Genomic DNA, 23499 nt, shown 5'->3' on the forward strand with positions numbered 1-23499 from the left:
ACCCTAGCGCAAGTGAAATCGCGACGATCGCCATTGTTACAAGGCTTATCAGGGCAGGGCTGATCAGAAACAGGGCTAAGAACGCCGGACGCTAAGAAGCCCGATTGCTCCCAGCAGCAGCAGTGCCCCCAATGCGCTCAACCCGCCAAAGGCTTCCCGAAACACCACGACTCCCAAAAGCGTTGCTGTCAACGGTTCCAGTAAAACAGCGATTCCCGCAACCGTTGCCTGAGTTCGGCGCAGACCGATCATATAGATCGCGTAGGCAATCCCGGTAGGAACCAGTCCCAGATACAGTAAAAACGGCATTCCCGCCGCCAGAGCAGGCAGCGACGGCGTGAGCAAAATTGCCGGGGTCAGCAAAATGGCAGCGATCGTAAAGCTCACCGCAGCAACCTGTAACGGCTCCAGCGTCGCCACTCCCACCTTGGCAATAATTGAGCCGATCGCGTAGGAAAGCCCGGCGCCCAGTGCCAGCAGTGCCCCCATCAAAAAGCGGCTGCCGTTCACTGTGAATGCTTCAGGGTTTGCCACCAGCAGCGCAGTCCCGATCAATCCCAGCACCAGAGCTACGCTGAGCTGTTTTGTCAGCCGCTCTCCCAGCCGCGTCACTGCCAGAATCGTGATAAACAGGGGCGAAGAGCAGATTGCCACCAGAGCCGTCACCGCTACTCCCGCCAGCGAAACGCCCCAAAAATAGCACACCTGATAAATTGCCATCGTCAGCCCCAGTCCGGCATAGGTCAAAAACTCAGACCTCGATCGCCAGCCCCGCAGCTTTCCCTGTTGACGCGCCAGCAGCAGCAAAAAAGGAGACGCGATCGCTAATCGCCAAAACCCTACCACTAAAGGGCTAAGCTGAGTCACGCTGGAGAGCAGCACCATCGTTGCGCCCGTTGTGCCCCAGGAAAGGGCGGCAAGGCAGATCAGCAGTAAGCCAAAGTTCATGAGCGATTGGCGAATATCAGCTCATTTATCTTAAAAAGAAACTCCCCAGGTAAACCAGGAGAAGATAGGCTTAATCGATCGATGCAAGGGAAATTGTTACCTCACTCCGTCACTTTGCCCTATCATTTCGCCCTGCCACTCAATCACCCAGCTAGACTTCTATTTTCGGCATTGCTGAATTGGAGTATGATTAGCCCCCCCAATTTTGGAGGAAACTGATCCTCAAAGTCCCCCAACCTTGGGGGATTTAGGGGGCGATGCAGGGTCTCAAGTTGTGTCTTCATCCTTCGATTCAGCAACGCCCTATTTTCAAAGCGGGTCTTTTCAAAGAGAAGCAAATCTTTTCAAAGCGGGTCTTTTCAAAACGGGTCTTTTTCACAGCAGATCTAATGCTAAGCGCAGATCTTAATGTTAGGCAGAGTTGCCCACTACACATAAAAAACAAAGGAGCGATCCGGATCGCTCCCTGTCTGAGTTTGAAAAACCAGGATTTGAAAAACCGAATCGTTGAGGAGATTGGCGAGTCAACTGGCTCAAGCCGCTTGCCCTATTCGACCTCGGCAGCCCCTTCCTGATTGGAGTTATCCCGCTCCATTTCATCATTCTCCTGCGAACCGCCACCCATGCGTCGTCTACCAAACCGTCCTGAATTGGTGCGCTTGCGAAACTTACGGGCGTAAGCCAAATTACGGAGTGCTTTTTCTTTTTTTTGATTTCGGCGTTTAGCCATTCTCAACCTCGTGGAATAACAACGATGTGAAGACCTAGGGTGTGAAGACTCAAAACGGGCTGAGTTTGATTTCGAACTGCCCGATCGAACTGCTGCTAAAAGTCTCCACAAAGAGTCCATTCTACCATAAGCTGACAGGGCTAGTCGATTTGCCCATCAGTTCCGGCAAGCGGCATGGGCGCGACTTCGCCAAGGAGAACGGCTTCACATTCCAGCTTCATCCTCAGCATTTGCAGCAATCTCCTTAGACACCCACCTCCTCAGACACCTGCCCCCTCAGACACCCACTGTGCTGCAAAGGCAAGAGCCTCTTCACGACTCGCAATTTTGCCTTCTGCCCGCGCCATCTGAAGCATCTCGAGCAGTTTGCCGATCTGGGGTCCGGCAGGAAGGTGCAGGGTCGTCATCAGATCCCGCCCGGTAACGATCGAGCTAGGGTGGGCGATCGGGTCATCGGGGGTTAGAAACCGTTGGATCAGGGGGGCGATCGTCTCTTGTGGAATTCCAGAGGCAACTGCTAAAACTGCCAGAGCCGGAAACGCTGCGCCAATACTGCGAAACAGCACATACTGATCGCGCTTTAACAGGTGAGCCAACCGATCGGGCTGGATCGAGTCTGGGTGGATCAGGGCAAAACTCTTGAGGACTGCCAGCACCGACTGCACCTCGGCTCGGCTGTATTTGAGCTGCCAGAGCTCCTGCTCGGCAAGTTCTAGGTCAGGGGCAACCAGGCATGCCAACTTTGCAATCTTGAGCCAGCTTCGCCCCGTGCCCGACAACCGCTGCTGATCTCGAAACCAGCCCAGCACTTCTAGACCCTGATCTGCCCAGCGCCGATCGAGTTCGATCGCGGCACGGTCGATTTGGGTGATCCATGCCAACCCCCGCCCCGTCGCGTGCGGCAACCAGGAGGAAAGCAGCCCATCCTGCCAGACCCGCACCAGCAGAGCAGTGCCTTTTGCGGTGCTGAGCAGATAGCTTAGCTCTGCCTGAACGCGCTCAGCAGCGATCGTTCCCAGTAAATCGGCAAGCTGCTGGATCGTTTGTTCGGTTTCGGGTTCTAGCGTGAAGTCGAGCTGTGCTGCCTGACGATATGCCCGCAAAAGACGCAGGGGGTCTTCCTTCAGGTTTTCGGGAGCCACCATGCGAATTAGATGACGCTGAAGATCTGCAAATCCGTGCAGGGGATCAAGCAATTGCTCGGTGTAGGGATTGTAGGCGATCGCATTGACCGTAAAGTCACGTCGTTGCAAGTCATCTTCTAGCCGATCTCCCACCTGCTGCGCGAAATCAACCGTTGCCTGATCGAACACGACCCGCGCAATGTGCCGATCGGCATCCAGCAAAACAAAACCCGCATGGTAGTGCTTAGCGATCGCTTTTGCCGTTTGGACTGCTCCTTCGGGCATGACAAAATCCAGATCTAGATACTCCACCTGGCGACCAAGCAGCGCGTCACGCACATTGCCGCCAACGAGATAGGTGGACGCAGGAAGCCATTCGAGGCTAAAGGGCCAGGTTTGAGGCGATAAAACAGATGCCGTCACAGGGAAAGATTGCTGAAGCAGGCTGGGCGAAAGTTCTAAGTAATTCAAAAATGGGTCAATCCAAACAACTAGACATCAAAAACAGGAGCAAGACAGATAGGGAAACGAAGGGCGATCGATCTCAGCAAAAACTGCTCGAAAAGACAGCGTGCTGCTAAAACTCCTCCTTTTCATTTTGAAACATCCGTCTTAAATCGCATCGGTTTTCTAGCAACTTGAGCTAGAGTAGCAGAAAAGGAGATTCAACCTGTATCCTGCTGCCGAAGGGAGGGAAGGGCGATGTGTATTTGCGTTAACTGCCACTATGTCGATCGCTGCATTACCTATCATGCGGTAGAAGAGGCGCATCAGCAGCCCCACCTGACTGAGTCTCCTGATTTTGATCCCATCAACCCGGAAATTAACGCTAACATTAACCCGCCTGAAGTGCGAATAGAAGGCGATCGCATTGTTCAGGATGGTGACTTTGGCTTTGAGTATGATGTGGTAGGATGCGCCAGCTTTAAGCGAGAAATGGGCAAATGGTCGCGCCTGCGCCCCGGTGAGCTTGTGCCAACGTGACTTAAGTTTATTTCTCCGATCGGATTTCCGCTTGCACGCGCTACGGCTCCACGCTGTTGGTTTCAATGGGCAGATGAATAGGATAGAGAAAGCGTCTCCCGTGATCCTTAGCTGAATGAGCTATTGCCTGAACTTTGCCTGCCCCAATGCTGAAACTGCTGGAACTAATCGCTTTTGCCAAAATTGCGGCAAACCGCTGCTTCTGGGCGACCGATTTCGTGCACTGCGGGTAATTGGACAGGGCGGATTTGGGCGAACCCTGCTAGCAATTGATGAATCCCTACCTCAGTCGGCTTCAGAGCAGCCTGAGCAGTTGGCGCAATGCGTCATCAAACAGCTTCTTCCCGAATCCCGGCAGTCGATCGAGCTGTTTCGTCAGGAGGCTGAGCGGCTGCGATCGCTGGGACAGCATCCCCAAATTCCGGCACTGCTGGCGCATTTTGAGCAAGCCGACGCGCTGTATCTGGTTCAGGAATTGATCGATGGACAAACGCTGGAGCAAGTCCTGAAAACCGAAGGGACTTTTGCAGAAGCGCAGGTTCGATCGCTGCTGGCGGAAATTTTGCCCGTGCTGCGGTTTATTCACGATCGCCAAGTGATTCACCGCGACATCAAGCCCAGCAATATTATCCGTCCCTCTGATGATCCGTATGATGAAAAGAATTCAGTTCAGAAGCAGCTATTTCTGGTAGATTTTGGTGCCTCCAAGCTGAACGCAGGCGATCGAAGCAAGCAAACCGGTACGCTGATCGGCAGTGCGGGTTATGCGGCTCCAGAGCAAGCAATGGGTAAAGCCGAGTTTTCCAGCGATTTGTATAGTCTGGGCGTGACTTGTGTGCATTTGTTAACCGGACTACACCCATTTGATCTGTATTCGGTGAGCGAAGATGCGTGGGTGTGGCGATCGTATTTGCCGAAGCCGATCAGCCTGGAACTACGGCGCGTGCTGGATAAACTGCTGCAAAAGGCAACTCGTCAACGTTATCGCCATGCCAGCGAAGTTTTACAGGACTTAAGAATAGAGGCAAATCCTTCTGCAAAGCCTGCTGCAACCCGGACCCTTCAGCCCGATCGCCAGCGATGGAACTGTGTGCAGATGCTCGAAGGACACGAAGGCGAACTGACTGCCTTGGCGATTGATCCCTCTGGGACTCTGCTCGCAACAGGCAGCAGCGATCGGGCGATTTATCTGTGGAATTTAGCGACGGGCAAACGGCTGTACAGCTTTTTGGGGCGATCGTTCTGGTCTGGTGTGGGACACCGCGATCGCATCACCGATCTGGTGTTTCATCCCGATGGGCAGACCCTGATCAGCAGCAGTGATGACGGCACGATTCACTTCTGGGCTCTGGAAACCCTGCGCCTGCTCGACACCCTGCCCGGACACGGTTGGGGAATTACAGCACTGCACTTGAGTCCCGATGGTTTAACGCTGGTGAGCGGCGATCGAGATGGGCTGATTCAGCTCTGGGATCTGGAGCGATGGCGATTGATCAGTCAGTTTCAGCAGCAGCGAGGGCAAATTAGCGGCTTTGTCCTAACGCCCGACGAGCGAATTTTGATCAGCAGCAGCGACGACAAAACCCTGTGTTTCTGGGACTTTGAAACCGACGAACTGCTGAAAAAGATTCGGGGTCATGCCGATCGCATTACTGCCCTTGCCCTCTCTCCCACGGGAAACACTTTGATCAGCGGCAGCAGCGATCGCACAATCAAGCTTTGGAATCGCCATTCCGCGGAACAGGTGAAGGTCATTGCTGCCCATCGCGCCAAGCTCAATGACTTGCAGGTCCATCCCGGCGGAGCCATGTTTGCCAGCGGCAGCGAGGATAGCACCGTGAAACTTTGGGACATTCGCACAGGCGATCGACTGGCAACGTTATCCCATCCGTGGTCGGTGAATGCGATCGGCTTTACGCCAGACGGAGCGTTGCTGGTGAGCGGAAGTGCGGATGAGGTGGCGAGGGTGTGGGAAAGGAGTGGGTAAGTAGGTGAGTGGATAAGTGAGTTAGGTGGGGAGGTAGATTCTGAAGGTGCTGCCTTTGCTAGGGATGGACTCAACCATGATTTTGCCGCTATGTGCTTCAATAATGCGTCGGGATAGATACAGTCCTAGCCCACTGCCCGCCCGCTTGTGTTCGCCCTGACGGAAGCGTTGGAACAGAGTTTCCTGGTCCGCTTCAGAAATGCCAGAGCCACTGTCGGAAACTTCAATTGCCAGATAGTGTTTCGTCTGAGGTTCACTCGGTAACAGGGGAACGTCTTGAACCTCATACTCACCTGGGTCGATCGGGTCTTCGGGCAGGGCAAGTTCTCCCGCATCGAGTAGGCGAATGCCGACAAAGCCCTGGTCGGTAAATTTGATTGCATTTCCCACCAGATTAGTGAGGACGCGCTGTAGCTCTAGACGATCGGCAGAAACCACACTGGAGCCAGGCGGCAGCGAATCGATATCGAGCTGGAATTTCAGCCCCCGATCTTCTGCCAAGGGTTTTAGCTCTTGTGCCACTTCCTGAATGAGCGGTTTTAAGTCGATCGAGGTGAAAATTAACGCTTTTTGTCCAGCTTCATGGCGATACACTTCCAGCAGCGTGTTGACCATTTGCAGCAGGTTTTTGTTGCTGCGGATCATGATCGATACTGCGTCTACCATGTCATTCGAGACGGTTCCAAAGGCTTCATCTTTCATCAGGTTCAGCATTCGATCAGCAGCCACTAACGGCGTTCTGAGATCGTGCGTCAGACGAGAGACAAAATCTTCGCGCTGGCGCACCATTTGTTCGCGTTCATCAATACTGTGCTTGAGGCGAAGCAGCGATCGAACCCGTGCTAGCAGTTCGTCCACGTCCACAGGCTTACGAATAAAGTCGTCGGCTCCAGCGTCCAATCCTTCCACCACGCTGGACTGTTCGTGAGCCGTAATCAGCAGGATCGGGATAAAGCGTGTGTTGCGCCGAACGCGCCGAGTAACTTCGTAGCCATCCATTCCCGGCATCATCACATCCAGCAGAATTAGATCGGGCGGCGACTTTGCGATCATCTCCAGGGCAGTTCGCCCATCTTCCGCCAGACTAATTTCATATCCTCGATCTTCCAGAATCGTCTGAACCAGAAACAGGTTGTCTTGAGAGTCGTCCACTGCCAGGATGCGATCGATTCTAGAAGGCTGCGTTCGTGACATGGTAGCTCTTGTACTAAATGATAAAGACACAACAAAATTTTCTTATCAGTAGCAATATTAAACAACTGACCAGAATTGTGCCTAGTTGCCTATTCTGGATTGGCTACTTAACCTTATAAGACAATTATTAAGGCAATTTGTTAAGCGGGCTGCATCTCAAGTAAACGCATAAGCTCGTAAAGATTCACCCACAAATGCCTTAGAAATTCATCCGCATCAAGATAGAGAACCAGGCTTATCTCTTTTGAATCTGTCTTTTGGCATAGGCTTTTAGTTAGATCGCTCGAGGTTAGGTGTCAAGATGGGGCGGGAAGGTTGCGTTTGGAAGTTAAGTTTATTTGCGAATCTTGTTTTACTCCTTTAAAGCAACTCGCTCTGCTCTTAATCTTGCTTATTACTATCTTATAGTTTCATTCAAAATGGTTAGAGTTTTCTCTATCTTCGGAAGGAACGGGATTCAATGAATCAGAGATGATATTAATCTTCCAATCGAAGTGAGAAGCAGATTGAGAATTGGAATGATAAGCATAATCTACTTTTAGATTGATTCTCCCTGAGATTAATTCTATTTAAGAACAGTAAGAACAGTGAGTATCCTAAAGCGTGTTTCGCTTCGCCAGCAGGCTCTAAGCGTATGATTGTCCATCCGTCAGGATTCTGTTGTCATCAACTATTTCTTTTGAAGCGTCTTTTCAGGCTTTATTGGAACAACAGACTGGGCGATCGCTTCTTGCTGGGGCATTGCTCGCTCGGTAGAGTAGATCGGGCTAATCGTTCTGGGAAGATCAACCTGAAAGATTGACCCTTTATCTTCTTTGCTTTCAACCGTAATGTTTCCCTGCATCATTTGCACAAGGGAATGGGTAATCGCTAAGCCCAATCCCGTGCCCGAATGTTTGCGGCTAATCGTTTGCTCAACCTGCCGAAATGGTTCAAAAATATGTTCAAGATCGGCGCGTGCAATTCCAATTCCGGTATCGCTAACGGCAATAAAAATTCGTTCTGCTGCCGAATAATTTGCAGATTGACTGGCGAATCCATCGGATAATTCCTTTGGTGTGACACCAGATCTTCTAATTTCAGACCTTTCAGTTCCAGATTTTTTAATTTCAGATCTTTCAATTATCGCGCCGCCCTCCACCTGCACCTGCACCTCCCCCGCGGGTGTGAATTTGATCGCGTTTGAAAGCAGATTGCTGAGAATTTGCCGCAAACGAACCCGATCGTTCACAATTCGACAATTCGCTAGATCAATCTCAACCGTGATATTGAGTTGCTTTGTTTGTGCCAGCGATCGTAGCTCGGCAACCACTTCATGAACCACTTCTGCTAAATCGAATTCTTCTGCATGAAGTTCAAGTCGTCCTGACTCAAAGCGAGAAAAATCAAGGATTTCGTTAATTAGGGAGAGGAGATGCTTTGCATTACTGAGAATGCGCTTGGTCATGTCAGTTTGCTGAGCAGTGAGCGTTCCTTTGCTTCCTCGCAGCAGCATTTGCGAAAAGCCAATCACGGCATTCATAGGCGTTCGCAGTTCATGAGACAGGGTTGCGAGAAACTGCGATTTTAGCCGTGACGCTTCTAAAAGCTGTAGGTTTTGCAGTTGAATTTGCTGCTGCTGCCGCTCTAGTCTAAAATTTTGACGCAATAAAATCTCGTTGCTTTCTCGAAGCTGTTGATAAGCTAAAGCTGCCTCCATTTCGGCACGATAAATCCGAATTGCACTGCGAAGAATATGGGATAGTCTTTCAGGGGAAATTTGAGATTTTGCGAGATAGTCTGACGCGCCAGCTTTCATCAACTCGACTGCAATTTGTTCATCGCCCTGTCCAGTCAGCACAATTAAAGGAATTTTGATGCCCGCCTGACGAATTTCTTGAATCAGGGTCAGTCCATCTCGATCGGGCAGGCGAAAGTCTAGAAAGACGCAGTCAAACGGCTGAGCTTGAAGGGCGGTAAGAGTGCTAACACAGTCTAAAACTTCTACGATTTCTGCTGCTAAACCTGCTTTTTTGAGGGCACGTCGCACAGCCATTCGATCGACTTCATCGTCGTCAACAATTAAAATTTTAAGAGCATCATCCATAGCCTGTATTCCGCCAGCCTCTATGTTGTCCAGAGCGCTATCTTTTGTAGCAAAACTGCTCAAAAAAAGCTCGTTAACTCCTGAATCACCGCTCTTTAACCTGTAACTCAGAGCAGTTCGCAGAGTGCCCAGTATTTACTGAGCGCGATCATTGTTTCTGCAAAATTGACAAACGTTACAGGCTTGAGAATGTATCCTGCAACATTGAGATTGTATGCTTCAACGCGATCGCGATCTTGATTTGATGTCGTTAATACAATAACGGACAGTGGACGTAGTGCTGGATCAGACCCTAGCTCGTGCAGAAACTCGATACCTCCCATCTTGGGCATATTTAAATCCAGTAGAATCAGTCGTCGTTTTAGCGGAATTGCCAAAGGCTGATCGCCATTTTCACGCAGCATTGCCAAAGCTTCGATTCCATCCCCAGCGACATAAAGTGGATTAGTGATATTGTGCTTTTTAAAAGCGCGCTTAACGTTCATTACGTCCACTTCGTCATCTTCTACAAGCAGGATGTTCAGCAGGCGATCGTACATTTTGCGCTTGCTTTAGGATTATTTGAAGGAGAATATAAATTTTTGTAACTGGCTTAAGAATAGCCACAGCAGGCGATCCCCGGCTTCAACCACAGGAGTGAGTTTTTCCACTAATGAAAGTAAACTTAGGAAGTTCAAACTGTCGCAGCTCATATTTACACCCGAGCGGGCAGTAGCGCGCTGAAGAGCGTTAGACAGAATCATTAGACAGACCAGTTGCCTGACTCAAAGCGAGAAACGCTATATTTCCCCGAGAATAGGGTTTATCCTCATCGCAGAAAATATTACCTCTCCTGATGGACGCAAACTCCAGTTCCATCGTCCATACTGGTGATTATTCAGATTATTCAATAGAACTTTTGACGCATCGTAACGGGTACTAGCAATGAGTGAAATTTCTGTCGCTCTGGTTGAAGATCACGATCTTACTCGTGTGGGTCTCAGAACTGCCCTTCAACGTTATGAAGGCATTCGAGTGATTGGTGAAGCAGCAAATGCCTCTCAAGGCTTAAAGCTGTTGGAAAACGCGAATCCTGACGTTGCCATTGTCGATATTGGCTTGCCCGACATGGATGGCATTGAGCTAACCCGGCAGTTCCGTCAGTTTCAAAGTGAGCATGAAGACAACGGTACAAGAGTTTTGATTCTGACCATGCATGATAGCGAAGAATCCGTTCTGGCAGCATTTGCCGCAGGAGCAGATTCTTACTGCATGAAAGACATCAGCACAGAGCGACTGGCAGAGGCTCTCAAAGCAACCTACGGCGGCAACTCCTGGATCGATCCAGCGATCGCGACGATCGTTCTTCGTCAAGTCCGGCAGGCAAGTCCGGCAGGCGGCATCAATGAGGAACTAAAGAAAGTTTCGATCGGCGCAGTCGAGCCAGAATACGAGCAAATTCTAGAAAGCTATCCACTGACGGAGCGAGAACTGGAAGTTCTGGAGCTAATTGTTGCCGGATGCAGCAACGCCGCGATCGCCGAAAAGCTCTACATCACTGTTGGAACTGTAAAAACTCACGTTCGGAATATTCTTAACAAGCTGTGTGCCGATGACCGAACTCAGGCAGCCGTGCTTGCGCTGCGATCGGGTTTGATCGGCTAGCTTGTCCATTCCATTTCCTGCTTGCGTCGAAACGGCTCCAAGCTAAAACTCCAAAAACTTGCTGACCCATAAACCTGTTCTGCAAAGGGCAGGTTCTTTTTTGGGCGTTGCTTCAATTTCTGCTGTTGCAGTAAGGATTAAAGCAGGCAGAAACGCTTAGCTTAGCGATCCGCACATACAAATTCGCTCATACAAAAAAGTAGACCTTTAACAATGCTCTGTTTCAGGTCTACCTTCATGCTGATTTGTTTTTCTAAAGCTTGTTCGGCGTGACCCGCTAAGCCAGCTTACTGTCCGAGCAGATGCAGGATATTCGAGAATACATCAATGTTAGAGACGATGCCATAGGCAAACAGCGCGCCGCCGACTCCACCGAGGAAGAAACCGCCTGCATATTCATTCCAGCCTTCGGGTTGGAAATAGTCTGCGGGGGGATTGGGGGTCGTAATCGTCGCAACCGGACGGGGAGGAATGCTGGAGGCGTAGAGGGAAATTGCCAGGGTGGAGATGACGATCAAGCCGAGCGTAGACAGCAGGGCAACGGTTCCGCCCACTTCAGTATCGCGGAGCGGGTTGAACTCATAAAAGGGTCCAACAATCCAGTAGCCGTGTGCCAGACCAACTTCTAAGCCCCGGCGAAGTGGGGACAAACCCTGACGATAGGCAGGCAGATTGTTAATGTAGGCTTTAACGAGCGGTGAGGCGTTAATTGGCGTTTCCAGGTTGCCAATCTGCGGATTGTTGGCAGCGGGGTGAACGACTTCCTGATTGCGCGGATCACGGGGACGATCTTTAGAGCGATCGATCGATTCAATTGCTTGCACCATAGTTTTCTATTGCTTGTATTTAGTGTTGGGGCTAATCATAAGGAGATTTAACGACGAAATCTTCCTTCTTAAGCGACAGAAGCAATCTACAAACATCGGCAAAAAGAGAGATTGTCTATTCGCTCAAGGATTCTCTTTCTTTTGTTCCTTCTCCGCTCAGAAAAACGATGAATCCCCCTCTCGCCAAAAACCATGGTTTTCCAGGAAAGGGGGACTGCAACAGTAACTTTTAACCGCTGCTGCGCTATGCCCCTACAGGCCTATGCTCGTACCTATGCTCGTACGGCAAAATCGCCTGTGCTGAGGTTGCGGCTTGCTAGCGTCGGTTTATCCAGCGTGGCAAACAGACCACCGCCGCCAAATCCTGCATCAGAACCGTTTGCATTGTAGTACAGGTTGCCGGTTGACCGAATGTAGGTAATCAGCGAGTCGCTGCGTTTTGCCTGCCGTAGACGCTCGACCGACTCAAACGAAACCCGCCGCCCCAGTTCAGTAAAGGTGGTGCGATCGAGAATAATTTGATCCAGATTTCGCTTAAAGTCGCGCACCCTATCCACACCCATTTCTGCCTGGTTAAAGGCTTTTCCGATGTCAAAGATAAAGGTATCTTCGCCATTGCCGCCCCGCAGAATGTCATTGCCGCTGCCGCCGACCAAATCATCTTCGCCGCTTGCACCGACCAGCGTATCGTTGCCTGCCTCGCCTAGCAGGTTGTCATCGCCCGACTGACCGTTCAGATTGTCATCGCCTGCGCCGCCGACCAGCGTATTGTTGAGGGAATTGCCGACGATGCGATCGTTACCGCTGCCGCCGATGCCGTTCTCGATCTGGTTTGCGGCGTTCAGGGTTAGCGTCAGGTTGGGGTTCACTATCTGAGCTGAGGTAATGCCTAGTTCGATCGCGATTGCCTGAGTCGAAGTCGAGAAGTCGAGCGTATCGATTCCGGCGGCGTCTGTCAGGGTATCGCTGCCCAGGGGCGTGTTTGCCGTAAAGCTATAGCTATCATTACCCTCGCCGCCATTGAGCGCATCGTTGCCTGCCCCACCGATCAAGATATCGTTGCCGCTAAGCGCATTGATCGTGTCATTGCCGCCTTTGCCGTCGAGAATATTGGCTTCGGCACTGCCGCCGATCGTGTCGTTGGCCTCTGTGCCGTTGACATTGCGATAGCCCGCGACATTGGTATTGGCAGGGGGAGTGCTGTTGAGCACCAGCGTTCCAGCAGCCAGGTCAACCGTGATCGAAGACAGCCGCTCCAGCGAAGCGTCGATCGTCTTCGTCGCATCATTTAGCGAAATCAGGCTTGTCTGGTTCAGGAAAACGGCAATGTTGTTTGTGCCAAAGGTAGCCGTTGCCAGGTCAGGTTTGCCGTCGCCATTAAAGTCGCCGATCGCCAGTCCATTCGGTTCTGATCGAGGTCCAGTCGACAGGGCGATTGGGGGGTTAAACGTACCGTCACCTCTGCCCAGCAGCACATCTAGGGCGTTAGAGCTGCTGTTTGCCGTGATCAGATCCAGCTTGCCGTCCCCATTGACATCTTGATTGGCGATCGTGTAGGGCTGAAGTGCCCCGATTCCAAGGACAACTGTTGTGGCAGGGTTGAATCCGCCTGCGCCGTTGCCCAGCAGCACCGAGACGTTATTGGAGCCGTAGTTTGCCGTCGCCACGTCCAGTTTGCCATCACCGTTAAAGTCGCCTGCGGTAAGCGAAAAGGGATCGGTTCCCGTGGCAAAGGTAACAGTTTCGCCAAACGTACCGTCGCCTCGCCCCAGCGCGATCGCGATCGCATTTGCGCCTGCGGGGGGTGGAGTGGAACCGCCTGTTGCAGCGTTTGTGGTGACCAGATCCAGCTTGCCGTCGCCGTTGAAGTCAGCCGTGATCGCTGAGGTGGGATTCACGCCGATCGCAAAGTTGTTTGGGATGCCAAAGCCGCCTGCCGGGTTGTTCAGCAGAACGGTCACTAAGTTTGAGCTAGAACCCACCGTTGCCAAATCAGAACGACGATCGCCATTAAAGTCTCCTGAGACGATCGAAATTGGTCCTGCGCCAACTGGGGTACTTCCCGCCGCCGTGAAGGTTCCGGTTCCCGTGCCCCGCAGCAGCGAAACAGTGTTACTGCCTCGATTAGCAACTGCCAGATCTAAACGCCCATCGCCATCAATGTCAGTCGCAGTCAGGGCGTAAGGGTCAGATCCAACTATGAAAGAACTGGCGGGACCGAATGTGCCTGACGCTGTGCCCAGCAGCACCGAAACGCTGTTCGAATTGCTATTTGTCACCGCCAGGTCTAGTCTGCCGTCACCGTTAAAGTCGCCTGTCACCACATCGAGCGGCTGTGTACCAACGGGAGAATTTGCGGCACCGTTAAATTGAAGCGGAAAAGGATTTGTGCCAATAGCCATAATACTTTACTCCTCAAACGTGATGAAGTGAAAATAAGGACGAGCTTTAACAAAAGTCGCAGCTCGGTCTTAACATTTTGAAAAACGAATCCTGAAGAATCGTAGACAGTTAGAGAAACTGGTTCTTAGTTATCCGGGGACTAAAGTGCGGATATCAATTTGAAGAACCATGAGGAAGAAAAATTTAAGGTTGAGTGAATAGAGGGGTAAGAGGTTCTAACGTCAAAATTTGAGCAATTTCGTCGGTTTGTAATCCTAACGCCATCGATCGCCTCACCTGGGGCAAAAGTTGAACGTCATAGAGTTCTGTTACGACGCCTTCGAGCTTCAGCCAATGAGCAATTTCGCCGCTTTGTAGATCGATTGCCAGAACGCCACAGCTTGCTTGTAACTGGTTGCGAGTGAGCTGTTCATCTAACGCCAATCCAGAAAATGTGCGATCTCCCCTAGCTTTAGACAAGCCTACCAGCGCAAAGTTCCCGAAAAATGTTAAGCCTCGTAAATATCCGGGGCAAAAGGCGATCGGCTCAAACTTCCCGGTCTGGAGATCCACCAAGCCAAACTCGCCCGTGCCTGACTGAAGTAACCAAAGTTTTCCTCGATAGCAGCGCGGCGAATGGGGCATTGATAGCCCAGTGCAGAGAATTTCACTGGTCCGCAAATCAATCACGCAGCCCCCGTTCTGGCGATCGTTGCGCCATCCTTCTGCAAGAGCCGACTGGCTGCAAGCAGTTGCATAGCCCGGCATTCCGTCTTCTGCTAACGCCAACCCGTTTAAGTGACAGCGATCTTCATTCATCACCTGAGAGATAAACGGCGGCTTCCAGAGCGGCACACAGCTATGGCGGGAACTGACCGTGGCGATGCAGTTTAGTAAGGTACTGACAAACAAGATTCGCCCAGTGCGATCGACCACGACATCATGAATATCCAGATCGCCCGTCGTGTAGGCAATGCGCGGCACAAATAGGCGATCGTAGCCGTTGTAAACCTGTCCCGGCTGCAACACATTATCAAACTGCCAGAGCTGATAGCGAGAGCTAAGATAAAGCCGCTCAGAGCCAACCGCAAATAGCCCCATCGCCCGCTCAAATAACCGCTCAAACCCGGAAACACCTCCGTTCGGATTTTGCCCGATCAGCAGCAGTCGAGAACTCTGGTAAGTGGTAATTGCCAGACTGAAATTTTGCTCTCTAAGCCAATCGGCAAAGCTGCGCGAAGTGAGAATCTGAACGGGTAAAGCTTGCGGCTTCGGTGAATCAGGCATTTCAAGGATTGGGGCGATCGACGGATCAAAAACAAAATACTAGCCAAAATAAGCAGGGGCATTTCCCGGCTTCCATTTGATATTGCAGCCAATGCTTGGCTTTTGCTCAGAAGCGATCGGCTGTTTTGCCAGCACTGCCTCGATCGCCCCTCGTAAATCTTTCCCGGTTACAGGTAAACCATTGCTGGGGCGGCTGTCATCGAGCTGTCCGCGATACACAAGCTGACGATTGGCATCAAACAAAAAGAAGTCGGGTGTACAGGCGGCGGTATAGGCTTGCGCGACTTCCTGCGTTTCGTCATAGCAGAATGGAAAAGTGAAGCCCAGTTCGACTGCCATTTGCTGGAGGCGATCGGGCGCATCGTCAGCATAGCTTGCCGCATCGTTTGCGCTGATTGCCACAATGCCTAAGGGAGAATTGGCGTAGTCCTGCCCCAGTTTTGCCAGCTCGGTTTGAATATGCTTCACAAACGGGCAGTGGCGACAGATAAACATAACCAGCAGTGCGTCTTTACCCTGAACGGTATCGAGGCTAGTCATTTCGCCTGATACGACATTGGGCAAAGCAAAGGCGGGGGCGGCTGTGCCAAGGGCAAGCATGGTGGATGCAGTGAGTGCCATAAAGAGTCCTTTTGCTAATTCCTGCTTTCGGGTGAATTGTGAAGGGAAACCAGCTTTGTTACAGTCCACTACAACGATACGCAACGGTTCAGACAACTTCCAATAATTTGCTTTAAAATCAGGATTTTTAGATGGCTATTTCTTTGTTGAAAACCGCTGGAGAAGTGTCAGAGATTCTACGTTTCCCCCTAAATCCCTCAATTTTGGAGAACTTTGAATCTCAAAACTGAGAGGGTGGATTTCTTCCAAAATTGGGAAGTGAGAGGCAATATAAGGAATTAGTCTGAACTTAAAAACTTGCAATTTAGTTCGAGTGTTTCATCGATCGAAGAGATGTTGAAAGAGCTATCCCTGCAACTTCAACCGCCCGCTAGTCTCCTAATTCTAGGGGAACTTAGACCTCCTTCAGACTCCAAAGTCTCCCAAAGTTAACCCCTTGAGGAGGCGTGTAGAACCTCTAATACTTTTCGAGCAACCCCTCCGGGGGAATTCCTTCGCACCGCGAGCCTGCCATTTTTACCTATGCAAGGATTTATTGTTTCCCTGATTATTTTCGCTGCCGTTTTTGCCGTTTTCAGCTTAGGGCTGAATTTGCAGTGGGGCTATACCGGACTAATTAACTTTGGTCACGTTGCCTTTATGACGATCGGTGCTTATACGACTGTGCTGCTGACGCTTCAGGGTGTGCCGCTCTGGGTGGCAACGCTAGCGGGTGCGGCAATAGCAGCTTTACTGGGACTATTAATCGGCTTTTCGACGCTGAGGCTTCGAACGGATTATTTGGCAATTGTGACGATCGGTGTCTCTGAGTTAATCCGGCTGGTTGCGGTGAATGAAGACTGGCTGACGCGGGGCACGTTTGGGATTCAGCGGTTTGCCCTGCCGCTTGCCGGAGTTAATCCGAGTTTGCCTGTGCGGGTGCTGATGGTCGCGGTTTTTGGCGGCGTGATTGCGCTGAGCTACTGGCAGGGCTGGAAGTGGCTACGGCAGCAGCTTAAGTCGATCCCGCAGTCTGCGCTGGTGAATACGTCGATCGCCGCTCTGGGCTATGTGACGTCGCTGGCTCTCCTGCTGTATGGAAGCGGCATCATTGCCCGTCAGCTCAAATTCTCGAACGCTTTGCCGCCGATCATCCTGGGAATTGGGCTGTTGGTCGGTCTGGCTGCAATCATCGCTCTTTATGTCTGGCTGGCAAAGAAAATGTCCGATCGCTTTCCTGCCTGGACGAGCGGTTTGACGATTGTGATGACGGGTATTCTTGCAGGGTTGGGCCTCTGGGCATCGAGCTATGCGATTCGATCGCTTTATGACTACAGCAGCAATCCCCCGAAGAATGGGCTGATGTTTGTGTCGGTGCTGATTGTAGCGTTGCTTTACTGGGCACTGGAGCGGCTAGCGCGATCGCCCTGGGGCAGAATTTTGAAGGCGATTCGGGAAGACGAGGAAGTTGCCAAGGCACTGGGCAAAAATGTGTTCTGGTATAAGCTGCAATCCCTGATGATTGGGGGAGCGATCGCTGGAATTTCTGGGGCGATGTATGCCTGGCAGCTAACAACGGTGTATCCCGATAACTTTCAGCCGATCGTTACCTTCAACGCCTGGACAATGGTGGTGCTAGGCGGGGCAGGCAGCAATGCAGGCGCAATCCTAGGTGCGGCAATCTTCTGGGCATATCAGACGGTGACGCGCTTTATTTTGGAAGACATTGTGCCGCTGGACGATGCCCGGCTGGGCGCATTTCGGGTGATGCTGATCGGGCTACTGCTGATGGTGCTGATGATTTGGCGACCGCAAGGCATTTTGGGCAAAAAGGAGGAACTTACCCTTGGTCGATAATTTTTCGGAGCGATCGATGGGGCGATCGGCAACGGCTTTTGCGCCCCTACTAGCTGCAAACGGGCTCTCGAAAAGCTTTGGCGGTATTCATGCGGTGGATAATGCGTCGATCGACGTGCTTCCCGGCAGTATCACGGGGCTGATTGGTCCGAATGGAGCGGGCAAAACAACGCTGTTTAACCTGCTGTCAAATTTCATTCGTCCTGATCAGGGGCAGGTCATTTTTGACGGTTCTCCGATTCATCAGCTCCCGTCCCACAAGATTGCTCAGCAAGGGCTGGTTCGCACTTTTCAGGTTGCCCGTGTGCTGTCTCGCCTGTCGGTGATGGAAAATATGCTGTTGGCAGCCCAGCAGCAAACCGGGGAGAATTTCTGGAACGTCTGGCTGCGACCGGGGCAAACCGCAAAAGAAGAGCGACAGCAGCGGGAATATGCCAGCGAAATTCTCGCCTCGGTGGGTCTATCGCATATGGCGCAGTCCTATGCTGGGTCACTTTCAGGCGGACAGCGTAAACTCCTGGAAATTGCCCGTGCAATGATGGTGCGCCCCAAAATGATTTTGCTGGACGAGCCTGCTGCCGGAGTCAATCCGACGCTGATCAACCAAATCTGCGACTACATCCGCTACTGGAATCAGCAGGGCATGACTTTTCTAGTGATCGAACACAATATGGACATGATTATGTCGCTGTGCGATCGAGTCTGGGTGCTTGCCGAAGGACGCAATCTTGCCGAAGGAACGCCCGCCGATATTCAGCGCGACCCCAAGGTGCTGGAAGCCTATCTAGGGCAGTAGAAGACGAGAGTGCCACCCGTCCTAAAGCATTACGCTTGCGAGGAAACGCGAACTCTGCTCTCAAAGTCTCCCTTTTTATTACCGGGAGAGATTTAGGGGAATCTCAACCCCTTGAGACCTCTACCAAAAAGCTTCTCAGCCATCCGCTTCGATCGGTAGGTAGCGATCGCTTCGCAGTTTCCTAACGGGGCAATCGCCCTACTCACCGTTCCGCAATCTGCCTACGCTTCGCTGAGTTCCGGCTCTACGGGCTCGTGTTCCACCACAAACACATTCGAGTAGAGATTGGCGATAATCTGCTTACCCTGCTGGGTTAATTCCAGATAGCGTAAGCCATCCTTCACATAGGGATAAACGCCATTCCAGTAAAACTTGGGATAGTTTTTTCGCAGGTCACCCGGATGCCGATAGCCGAGGGATTTATTCACCCCGGTTTCCTCGAATTCATAGAACAGGGCACTAATTTTTTTCAGGTAGCGCGGGTCGCTGAGTTGCCCGATCAGGTCTGAAGCGCGAATTAATCCTGGATAGTTGAGGGTGTCCTGATGGTCTTCGGCTTTGGGTACTGGGAAGCGCGTCAGTTCAATATTTCGCTTCACTCGCTCGGCATCGATCAGGCTATGTCCACCAAACCGCTCATCGACGAATAGTTTGGCGCGATCGACATGGTAGGGAGTCAGCCCTGCATCCGAGGAACCAGGAGGTAAATGCACCATTTCCCCATCTTTTCCGGTTGCGTACCAGCCTTCTTGATCCTGCCGACACACGCCTTTCACATAGCCAATGTCGTGGCAGACCAGCGAGATAACGAAGTGCAGCCAGTCCTCGCAAGACACGCCGCCTTCACGAATGTGCCGCCCCCGCAAAATCTCCTGCCCGACCAGCGTGACTAGAATCGTATGCTCAACATTGTGGTAAAGCGCGTCGCTGTTGGCAATGTTCTCTAATGCCATTGCCCCAACCCAGCCAATGATGTCTTCGTAGTCGTGCTTCCAACCGCCATAGGTGCGGCGATAGCCTTCCTTCAACTGGGAGACAAAGTGATCAATCAGCAGTTCTGTGGCGTTAAACATGGAAGTTTCTTGGCGTGGGAAGCAGGGAAAACAGGATTTGCAGAACAAGATAAGCGAACACTGACCACCGAGCAAATGGCTGCTTTGGATGTTGCTTTAGTATGCCCAAAGGAAGGGTGCCGATCGCAGCTATAGTTACCCTATCGCATCTAAAAACAAAGAGATGTGAGCTGATGCAACAGTTTTACCTTGATTTTTCCTAAACAGAATCCATCACAAAATGTCCTGCACCATTTGAATCAGGCGATCGAGATGCTGCTCACAAAAGGCTTCTGCTTGGGGCAGAGGAATTCCGCGCTCGATCGCGTAGGTTTCGAAGGCGTTGTAGATCATTGCCTCTGCGATTTCATGCTCTTCCTGTCCCACTGCCCAGCGATACTCGATGCAGCCGCGAATGATCTGCTCCACAAGCTGCCGCTCGTACCGTAAATCGGCAATCAGCTGATCAGCGATTCCTTCGGAGTTGTGCTCTGTGCCAAACGACTGATCAGAATCCATCAAGAATTTATCTCAGAACTGCTCAATACGGCTGCTGCGACTGAATCATTGCGCTGATAATGCGATACAGCACCCTTGCGCCCACGTTTCCATTCCATTCGCTAGTGCCAGGAGCAACTTCGCACAGATCAAAGCCAATGACCTGCTTGCCCGATCGCGCTAATTGCTTTAGCAAATAGGTAATTTCAGAAAATTGCAGTCCGCCCGGAACCGGAGTGCCTGTGTGGGGACAGAGCGACGGGTCGAGTCCATCGATATCAAAGCTGACATAGACTGTATCGGACAAATTCGAGAGAATGTCTTCGCAGATCAAATGCCAGGTTTGTCCCGTAAACAGCCGCTCTTTTAGCGTCCAGTCGTAAAAGGGAACAATGCGATCGGCTGAATTTTGGATGCGATCGGCTTCCATGGGAGAAAGATCGCGAATGCCCACCTGCACCAGTCGGCTGATTTGGGGCAGCTTTAGCGCATTGTCCATGATCGATGCATGGGAATATTCAAAGCCTTCATAGGCCACTCGCAAATCCGCATGGGCATCGATGTGCAAAATGCTGTACTCGTCGTAAATTTTTGCCAACGCTTGCATCAAGCCCAGCGGCGAACTGTGATCGCCACCCAGCACTCCCACTTTTTTGCCGGACATGAGCAGCTTGGTTGCTTCTGTTTCCAGCCAGGAGTTTAAGTCGATCGAAGCTTGATTAATTTCATTGATCAAATCCGTCCAGGCTTCCGGCGATTCGCCTTGTTCTAGGGCAGCAATATAGTCTGTGGCTTTGGTGCGAAGGGCATCGTTGCGATCGAGCCACTGGGCAGACACTTCCTGAGCCGCCACGCCCACTTCCCAGATCCGAATTCCTTCCGGGTCATGCAGGTCAAGCTGGGTCGAGGCATCAATCACTGCCGCAGGTCCGCATGCGGTTCCCGCTCCATAGGAAACGGTGACTTCCCACGGCACCGGCACAACTACCACTTTTGCCGTTTCGGTCGTATAGGGCAAGCCAAAAATATTTGCCGTTTTGCTGCCCACTCCGTTGGGATCATAGCCAGCAAGCAATGTTTCAGAATCCGCAGAAGCAAAGTTGACCATAGGACGTTATGAGTAGGATAGTTACTGCCCACCGATCGTTTTACCGCAGCAGACAACTTTGTTGAATGTTGAATTTGCGTTGAATCGCATCGAATTGTGTGTGATTCGTAGGATGGGTAAACGAATTGTTGTGAGAGGATTGTTTGAAACGTCGTAGCTGCGACCCGCCTCCAGCTCTCGAATGCTGGGAAACCGAATTAACTTTATGACTCTCAAAGTCCCTTATTCGTGGGAGATTTAGGGACAATGCAGGACACCTGCGACTCCTCAAACCTCCTCCTACTACAGCGTTCAAGGTGTAACCCAGATTCAATCATTGATATCGCGGCTACACCCAACCCACCCTACGGTTGATTCATCTTTGGAATTCGCTACACCAGCAGTTCCCGCACAAAGTTCGGCAGGGCAAAGGCAGCAGAATGCACCATTTCATTGTAATATCTCAGCCGATGATGCTCTGAGAACTGGTGCGCTCGTTCGGTGTCAAACGATTTCAACGGATGGGCACTCCCTTTCGAGGCATAGGCAAAGCTCCACATTCCAGTCGGATAAGTGGGAATGTATGCCAGATAGGAATGCACCTGACCCGCGCCAAAAATATCGCGATGACACTGAAACACGGACTGAAACACCGCAGCGTTAAACATCGGCGATTCGCTTTGTGCCACCAAAATACCATCGTTGGTCAGGCAGCGATGTACCTGATGATAGAATTCCGCGTTGAATAAGCCTTCCGCAGGCCCAACCGGGTCGGTAGAATCAACGATGATCAGGTCAAAGCGGCGATCGTCGCAGTTCTTGACATACTCAATTCCGTCTGCAACGTGAATTTTGAGCTTCGGATGGTCAAGGGCAGAGGAGATTGTCGGCAGATATTGCCGGGAAGAATCAATTACGTCTTCGTCGATTTCGACCAGGACGACTTCTTCCAGGTTTTCGTGCCGCAGCAGTTCACGCACCGTGCCGCCATCGCCGCCGCCAATCACCAGTGCCCGCTTGGGATCGGGGTGGGTCAGCATCGGCACATGGGCAATCATTTCGTGGTAAACAAACTCATCCTTTTCGGTACACATAATCATGTCGTCCAGGATGAGCGTATTGCCAAACTTGTAGGTCTGGTAGATTTTGATGTCTTGATAAGGCGACTTTTTGCGATACAGCAAATCGCCAGAATGTCGCAAAGAAAAAGCACAGTCTTCACTGCGCTCTGTCAACCAAACATTACGGTTGTAGTGGGGCGCGATCGGAATAGGAGCAGGGGTGAGTGGAGTAGTCGGAACTTTCTGCTGTTCCTGAAGCAAACGGTAGGAACCGCGCCACATTTCGGTTGCAGAGCCGTATTCTGCCTCAAACGCTTCCTTGAGCAAATGATAAGCCGTCCAGGTATCAACACTGTCGCCGCAGGTAAAGAGGTCAAGCGATGCAAAGCCGTATTCAGGCCAAGTGTGAATTGCCAGATGGCTTTCCTGAATCACTACCACTCCCGACACACCAAACGGCTGAAAATGATGAAAGGTAGAGTTAAGAACCGTTGCGCCTGATTCTTTCGCTGCGTCGATCATACTCTGCTCAATGTGCATTACATCGTTGAGTTTTTCGGCGGCACAGCGGTAAAGCTCAATCACAAGATGTCTACCCAGTGCTTCCATTTATCACCTTCCTTGGGAAAAGCTAAAAGTCACAAACCTCTAATATTACCGTAGAAAATTCCCCTTGACCGAAGAGAGTAACAGGTTCTTATTAAATCTATCTAAGGGGGTCTATCGATCGGTTCGTACTAAATAGCCCATCTCGTCAACCACCAGCGGTGTTTCTGGAAAATCGCTGCGCGTCAAGTTTCGCACCAAAATCACGCTCTGAAAATAATCGTCCAGATAAGGAATACCGTAGCGATCGAGCGCGACCGGAAGCACTCTGCCAGAAATAAACTCCCCTTGCGGATCTAGCTCTATTTGCAGCACCATCGAATAGCCCAACGCACCCACGGTAGATAGCGTTCCGTAGCCCATAAAATTGCCGAGTGAATAAGCAATCAATCGATCGTTATAAAGCTCGACCGCTCTCGGCACATGGGGACCATGACCCAAAATCACATCCGCGCCCTGATCGATCATGAAGCGGGAAAATTGCAAGATGTTGCCACGATTTTCGCCAAAGAAATACTCGGTTCGATCGCTTACACGAGTTTGATCGCTGCCTTCTGCGCCCGCATGAACCGAAATAATCACTAGATTGGCATTTTGAGAGGCTTCCTGAACGAGTTTTGCAGCCGTGTCTAAATCGTGCATTGAGTTATGATCGCTGAAATAGCTAAAACCAATCCAGGCGATCGTTGTTCCTTTCACTGGTGTATAAACAATTTTTCCTTTTTGTCCGATTGCTTTCATCCCGGTTT

21 protein-coding genes are annotated in these 23499 nt (G+C 51.2%); 6 read left to right on the top strand and 15 right to left on the bottom strand.

What is annotated here, in order from left to right; all coding sequences use genetic code 11:
• Positions 1–75 precede the first annotated feature (75 nt).
• A complete protein-coding gene (locus H6F80_RS21675) occupies positions 76–948 on the bottom strand; it encodes a DMT family transporter (RefSeq protein WP_190793605.1) in 873 nt (290 codons plus the stop codon).
• A gap of 547 nt (positions 949–1495) precedes the next feature.
• On the bottom strand, positions 1496–1678 hold the full coding sequence (locus tag H6F80_RS21680; RefSeq protein WP_190793606.1) for an Asl3888 family RNA-binding protein: 183 nt from the start codon (positions 1676–1678) through the stop codon (positions 1496–1498).
• Positions 1679–1719: 41 nt separating this feature from the next.
• Between H6F80_RS21680 and H6F80_RS21685 the strand changes: the two genes are divergently transcribed.
• A complete protein-coding gene (locus H6F80_RS21685) occupies positions 1720–1926 on the top strand; it encodes a hypothetical protein (RefSeq protein ID WP_190793607.1) in 207 nt (68 codons plus the stop codon).
• Positions 1927–1938: 12 nt separating this feature from the next.
• Here the strand turns inward: H6F80_RS21685 and H6F80_RS21690 are convergent, their stop codons facing one another.
• Positions 1939–3273: a tRNA nucleotidyltransferase/poly(A) polymerase-related protein gene (locus tag H6F80_RS21690; RefSeq protein WP_242067504.1), complete on the bottom strand. Its 1335-nt coding sequence runs from the start codon at positions 3271–3273 to the stop codon at positions 1939–1941.
• 231 nt (positions 3274–3504) lie between these two features.
• Between H6F80_RS21690 and H6F80_RS21695 the strand changes: the two genes are divergently transcribed.
• A complete protein-coding gene (locus H6F80_RS21695) occupies positions 3505–3786 on the top strand; it encodes a Ycf34 family protein (RefSeq protein WP_190793608.1) in 282 nt (93 codons plus the stop codon).
• A gap of 115 nt (positions 3787–3901) precedes the next feature.
• Complete coding sequence (locus H6F80_RS21700) at positions 3902–5773, top strand: serine/threonine-protein kinase (RefSeq protein ID WP_190793609.1); 1872 nt, start codon at positions 3902–3904, stop codon at positions 5771–5773.
• Positions 5774–5794: 21 nt separating this feature from the next.
• On the opposite strand, the gene H6F80_RS21705 is transcribed toward H6F80_RS21700, so the two are convergent.
• From H6F80_RS21705 to H6F80_RS21715, 3 genes are all read right to left on the bottom strand, one after another.
• Positions 5795–6967 (bottom strand): hybrid sensor histidine kinase/response regulator, encoded by a 1173-nt coding sequence (locus H6F80_RS21705; protein ID WP_190793610.1) that lies wholly within the window; start codon positions 6965–6967, stop codon positions 5795–5797.
• A 670-nt stretch (positions 6968–7637) separates the two neighbouring features.
• Positions 7638–9053: an ATP-binding response regulator gene (locus H6F80_RS21710; RefSeq protein ID WP_190793611.1), complete on the bottom strand. Its 1416-nt coding sequence runs from the start codon at positions 9051–9053 to the stop codon at positions 7638–7640.
• A gap of 107 nt (positions 9054–9160) precedes the next feature.
• Positions 9161–9592, bottom strand: a complete 432-nt coding sequence (locus H6F80_RS21715) for a response regulator (RefSeq protein WP_190793612.1) — start codon at positions 9590–9592, stop codon at positions 9161–9163.
• A gap of 385 nt (positions 9593–9977) precedes the next feature.
• On the opposite strand from H6F80_RS21715, the gene H6F80_RS21720 reads away from it, so the two are divergent.
• Positions 9978–10697 carry a response regulator gene (locus tag H6F80_RS21720; RefSeq protein ID WP_190793613.1) on the top strand — a complete coding sequence of 240 codons (720 nt, stop codon included), beginning with the start codon at positions 9978–9980 and terminating at the stop codon, positions 10695–10697.
• 287 nt (positions 10698–10984) lie between these two features.
• Here H6F80_RS21720 and H6F80_RS21725 read toward each other — a convergent pair whose 3' ends face one another.
• From H6F80_RS21725 to H6F80_RS21740, 4 genes are all read right to left on the bottom strand, one after another.
• Entirely contained in the window at positions 10985–11524 is a 540-nt protein-coding gene (locus tag H6F80_RS21725; RefSeq protein WP_190793614.1) for a photosystem I reaction center subunit XI, read from the bottom strand.
• 272 nt (positions 11525–11796) lie between these two features.
• Positions 11797–13926, bottom strand: coding sequence for an FG-GAP-like repeat-containing protein (locus tag H6F80_RS21730; RefSeq protein ID WP_190793615.1), 2130 nt, complete (start codon positions 13924–13926; stop codon positions 11797–11799).
• Positions 13927–14110: 184 nt separating this feature from the next.
• Positions 14111–15193 carry a TIGR03032 family protein gene (locus tag H6F80_RS21735; RefSeq protein ID WP_190793616.1) on the bottom strand — a complete coding sequence of 361 codons (1083 nt, stop codon included), beginning with the start codon at positions 15191–15193 and terminating at the stop codon, positions 14111–14113.
• Between the two features lie 39 nt (positions 15194–15232).
• The gene (locus H6F80_RS21740; protein ID WP_190793617.1) at positions 15233–15814 is read right to left on the bottom strand and encodes a thioredoxin family protein; all 582 of its coding nucleotides are present in this window, start codon (positions 15812–15814) and stop codon (positions 15233–15235) included.
• Positions 15815–16336: 522 nt separating this feature from the next.
• On the opposite strand from H6F80_RS21740, the gene H6F80_RS21745 reads away from it, so the two are divergent.
• Both H6F80_RS21745 and H6F80_RS21750 read left to right on the top strand, forming a co-directional pair.
• Positions 16337–17650 carry a branched-chain amino acid ABC transporter permease gene (locus tag H6F80_RS21745; protein ID WP_190793618.1) on the top strand — a complete coding sequence of 438 codons (1314 nt, stop codon included), beginning with the start codon at positions 16337–16339 and terminating at the stop codon, positions 17648–17650.
• Complete coding sequence (locus H6F80_RS21750) at positions 17640–18446, top strand: ABC transporter ATP-binding protein (RefSeq protein ID WP_518523628.1); 807 nt, start codon at positions 17640–17642, stop codon at positions 18444–18446. Before H6F80_RS21745 ends, H6F80_RS21750 begins: the two co-directional genes overlap by 11 nt.
• Before the next feature lie 221 nt (positions 18447–18667).
• On the opposite strand, the gene H6F80_RS21755 is transcribed toward H6F80_RS21750, so the two are convergent.
• The 5 genes from H6F80_RS21755 to H6F80_RS21775 form a co-directional block, all read right to left on the bottom strand.
• Complete coding sequence (locus tag H6F80_RS21755) at positions 18668–19519, bottom strand: Npun_R2479 family HD domain-containing metalloprotein (RefSeq protein ID WP_190793619.1); 852 nt, start codon at positions 19517–19519, stop codon at positions 18668–18670.
• A gap of 213 nt (positions 19520–19732) precedes the next feature.
• On the bottom strand, positions 19733–20020 hold the full coding sequence (locus tag H6F80_RS21760; RefSeq protein ID WP_190793620.1) for a hypothetical protein: 288 nt from the start codon (positions 20018–20020) through the stop codon (positions 19733–19735).
• Between the two features lie 19 nt (positions 20021–20039).
• Positions 20040–21104 carry an agmatinase family protein gene (locus H6F80_RS21765; RefSeq protein WP_190793621.1) on the bottom strand — a complete coding sequence of 355 codons (1065 nt, stop codon included), beginning with the start codon at positions 21102–21104 and terminating at the stop codon, positions 20040–20042.
• 371 nt (positions 21105–21475) lie between these two features.
• A complete protein-coding gene (speE, locus tag H6F80_RS21770) occupies positions 21476–22753 on the bottom strand; it encodes a polyamine aminopropyltransferase (RefSeq protein ID WP_190793622.1) in 1278 nt (425 codons plus the stop codon).
• A 111-nt stretch (positions 22754–22864) separates the two neighbouring features.
• Positions 22865–23499, bottom strand: a 635-nt coding sequence (locus H6F80_RS21775) for a CapA family protein (protein ID WP_190793623.1), incomplete at its 5' end; no start/stop codon positions are given.

The organism is Leptolyngbya sp. FACHB-711, from assembly GCF_014695615.1.
In the GTDB taxonomy this organism is placed as follows: domain Bacteria; phylum Cyanobacteriota; class Cyanobacteriia; order Elainellales; family Elainellaceae; genus Leptolyngbya_A.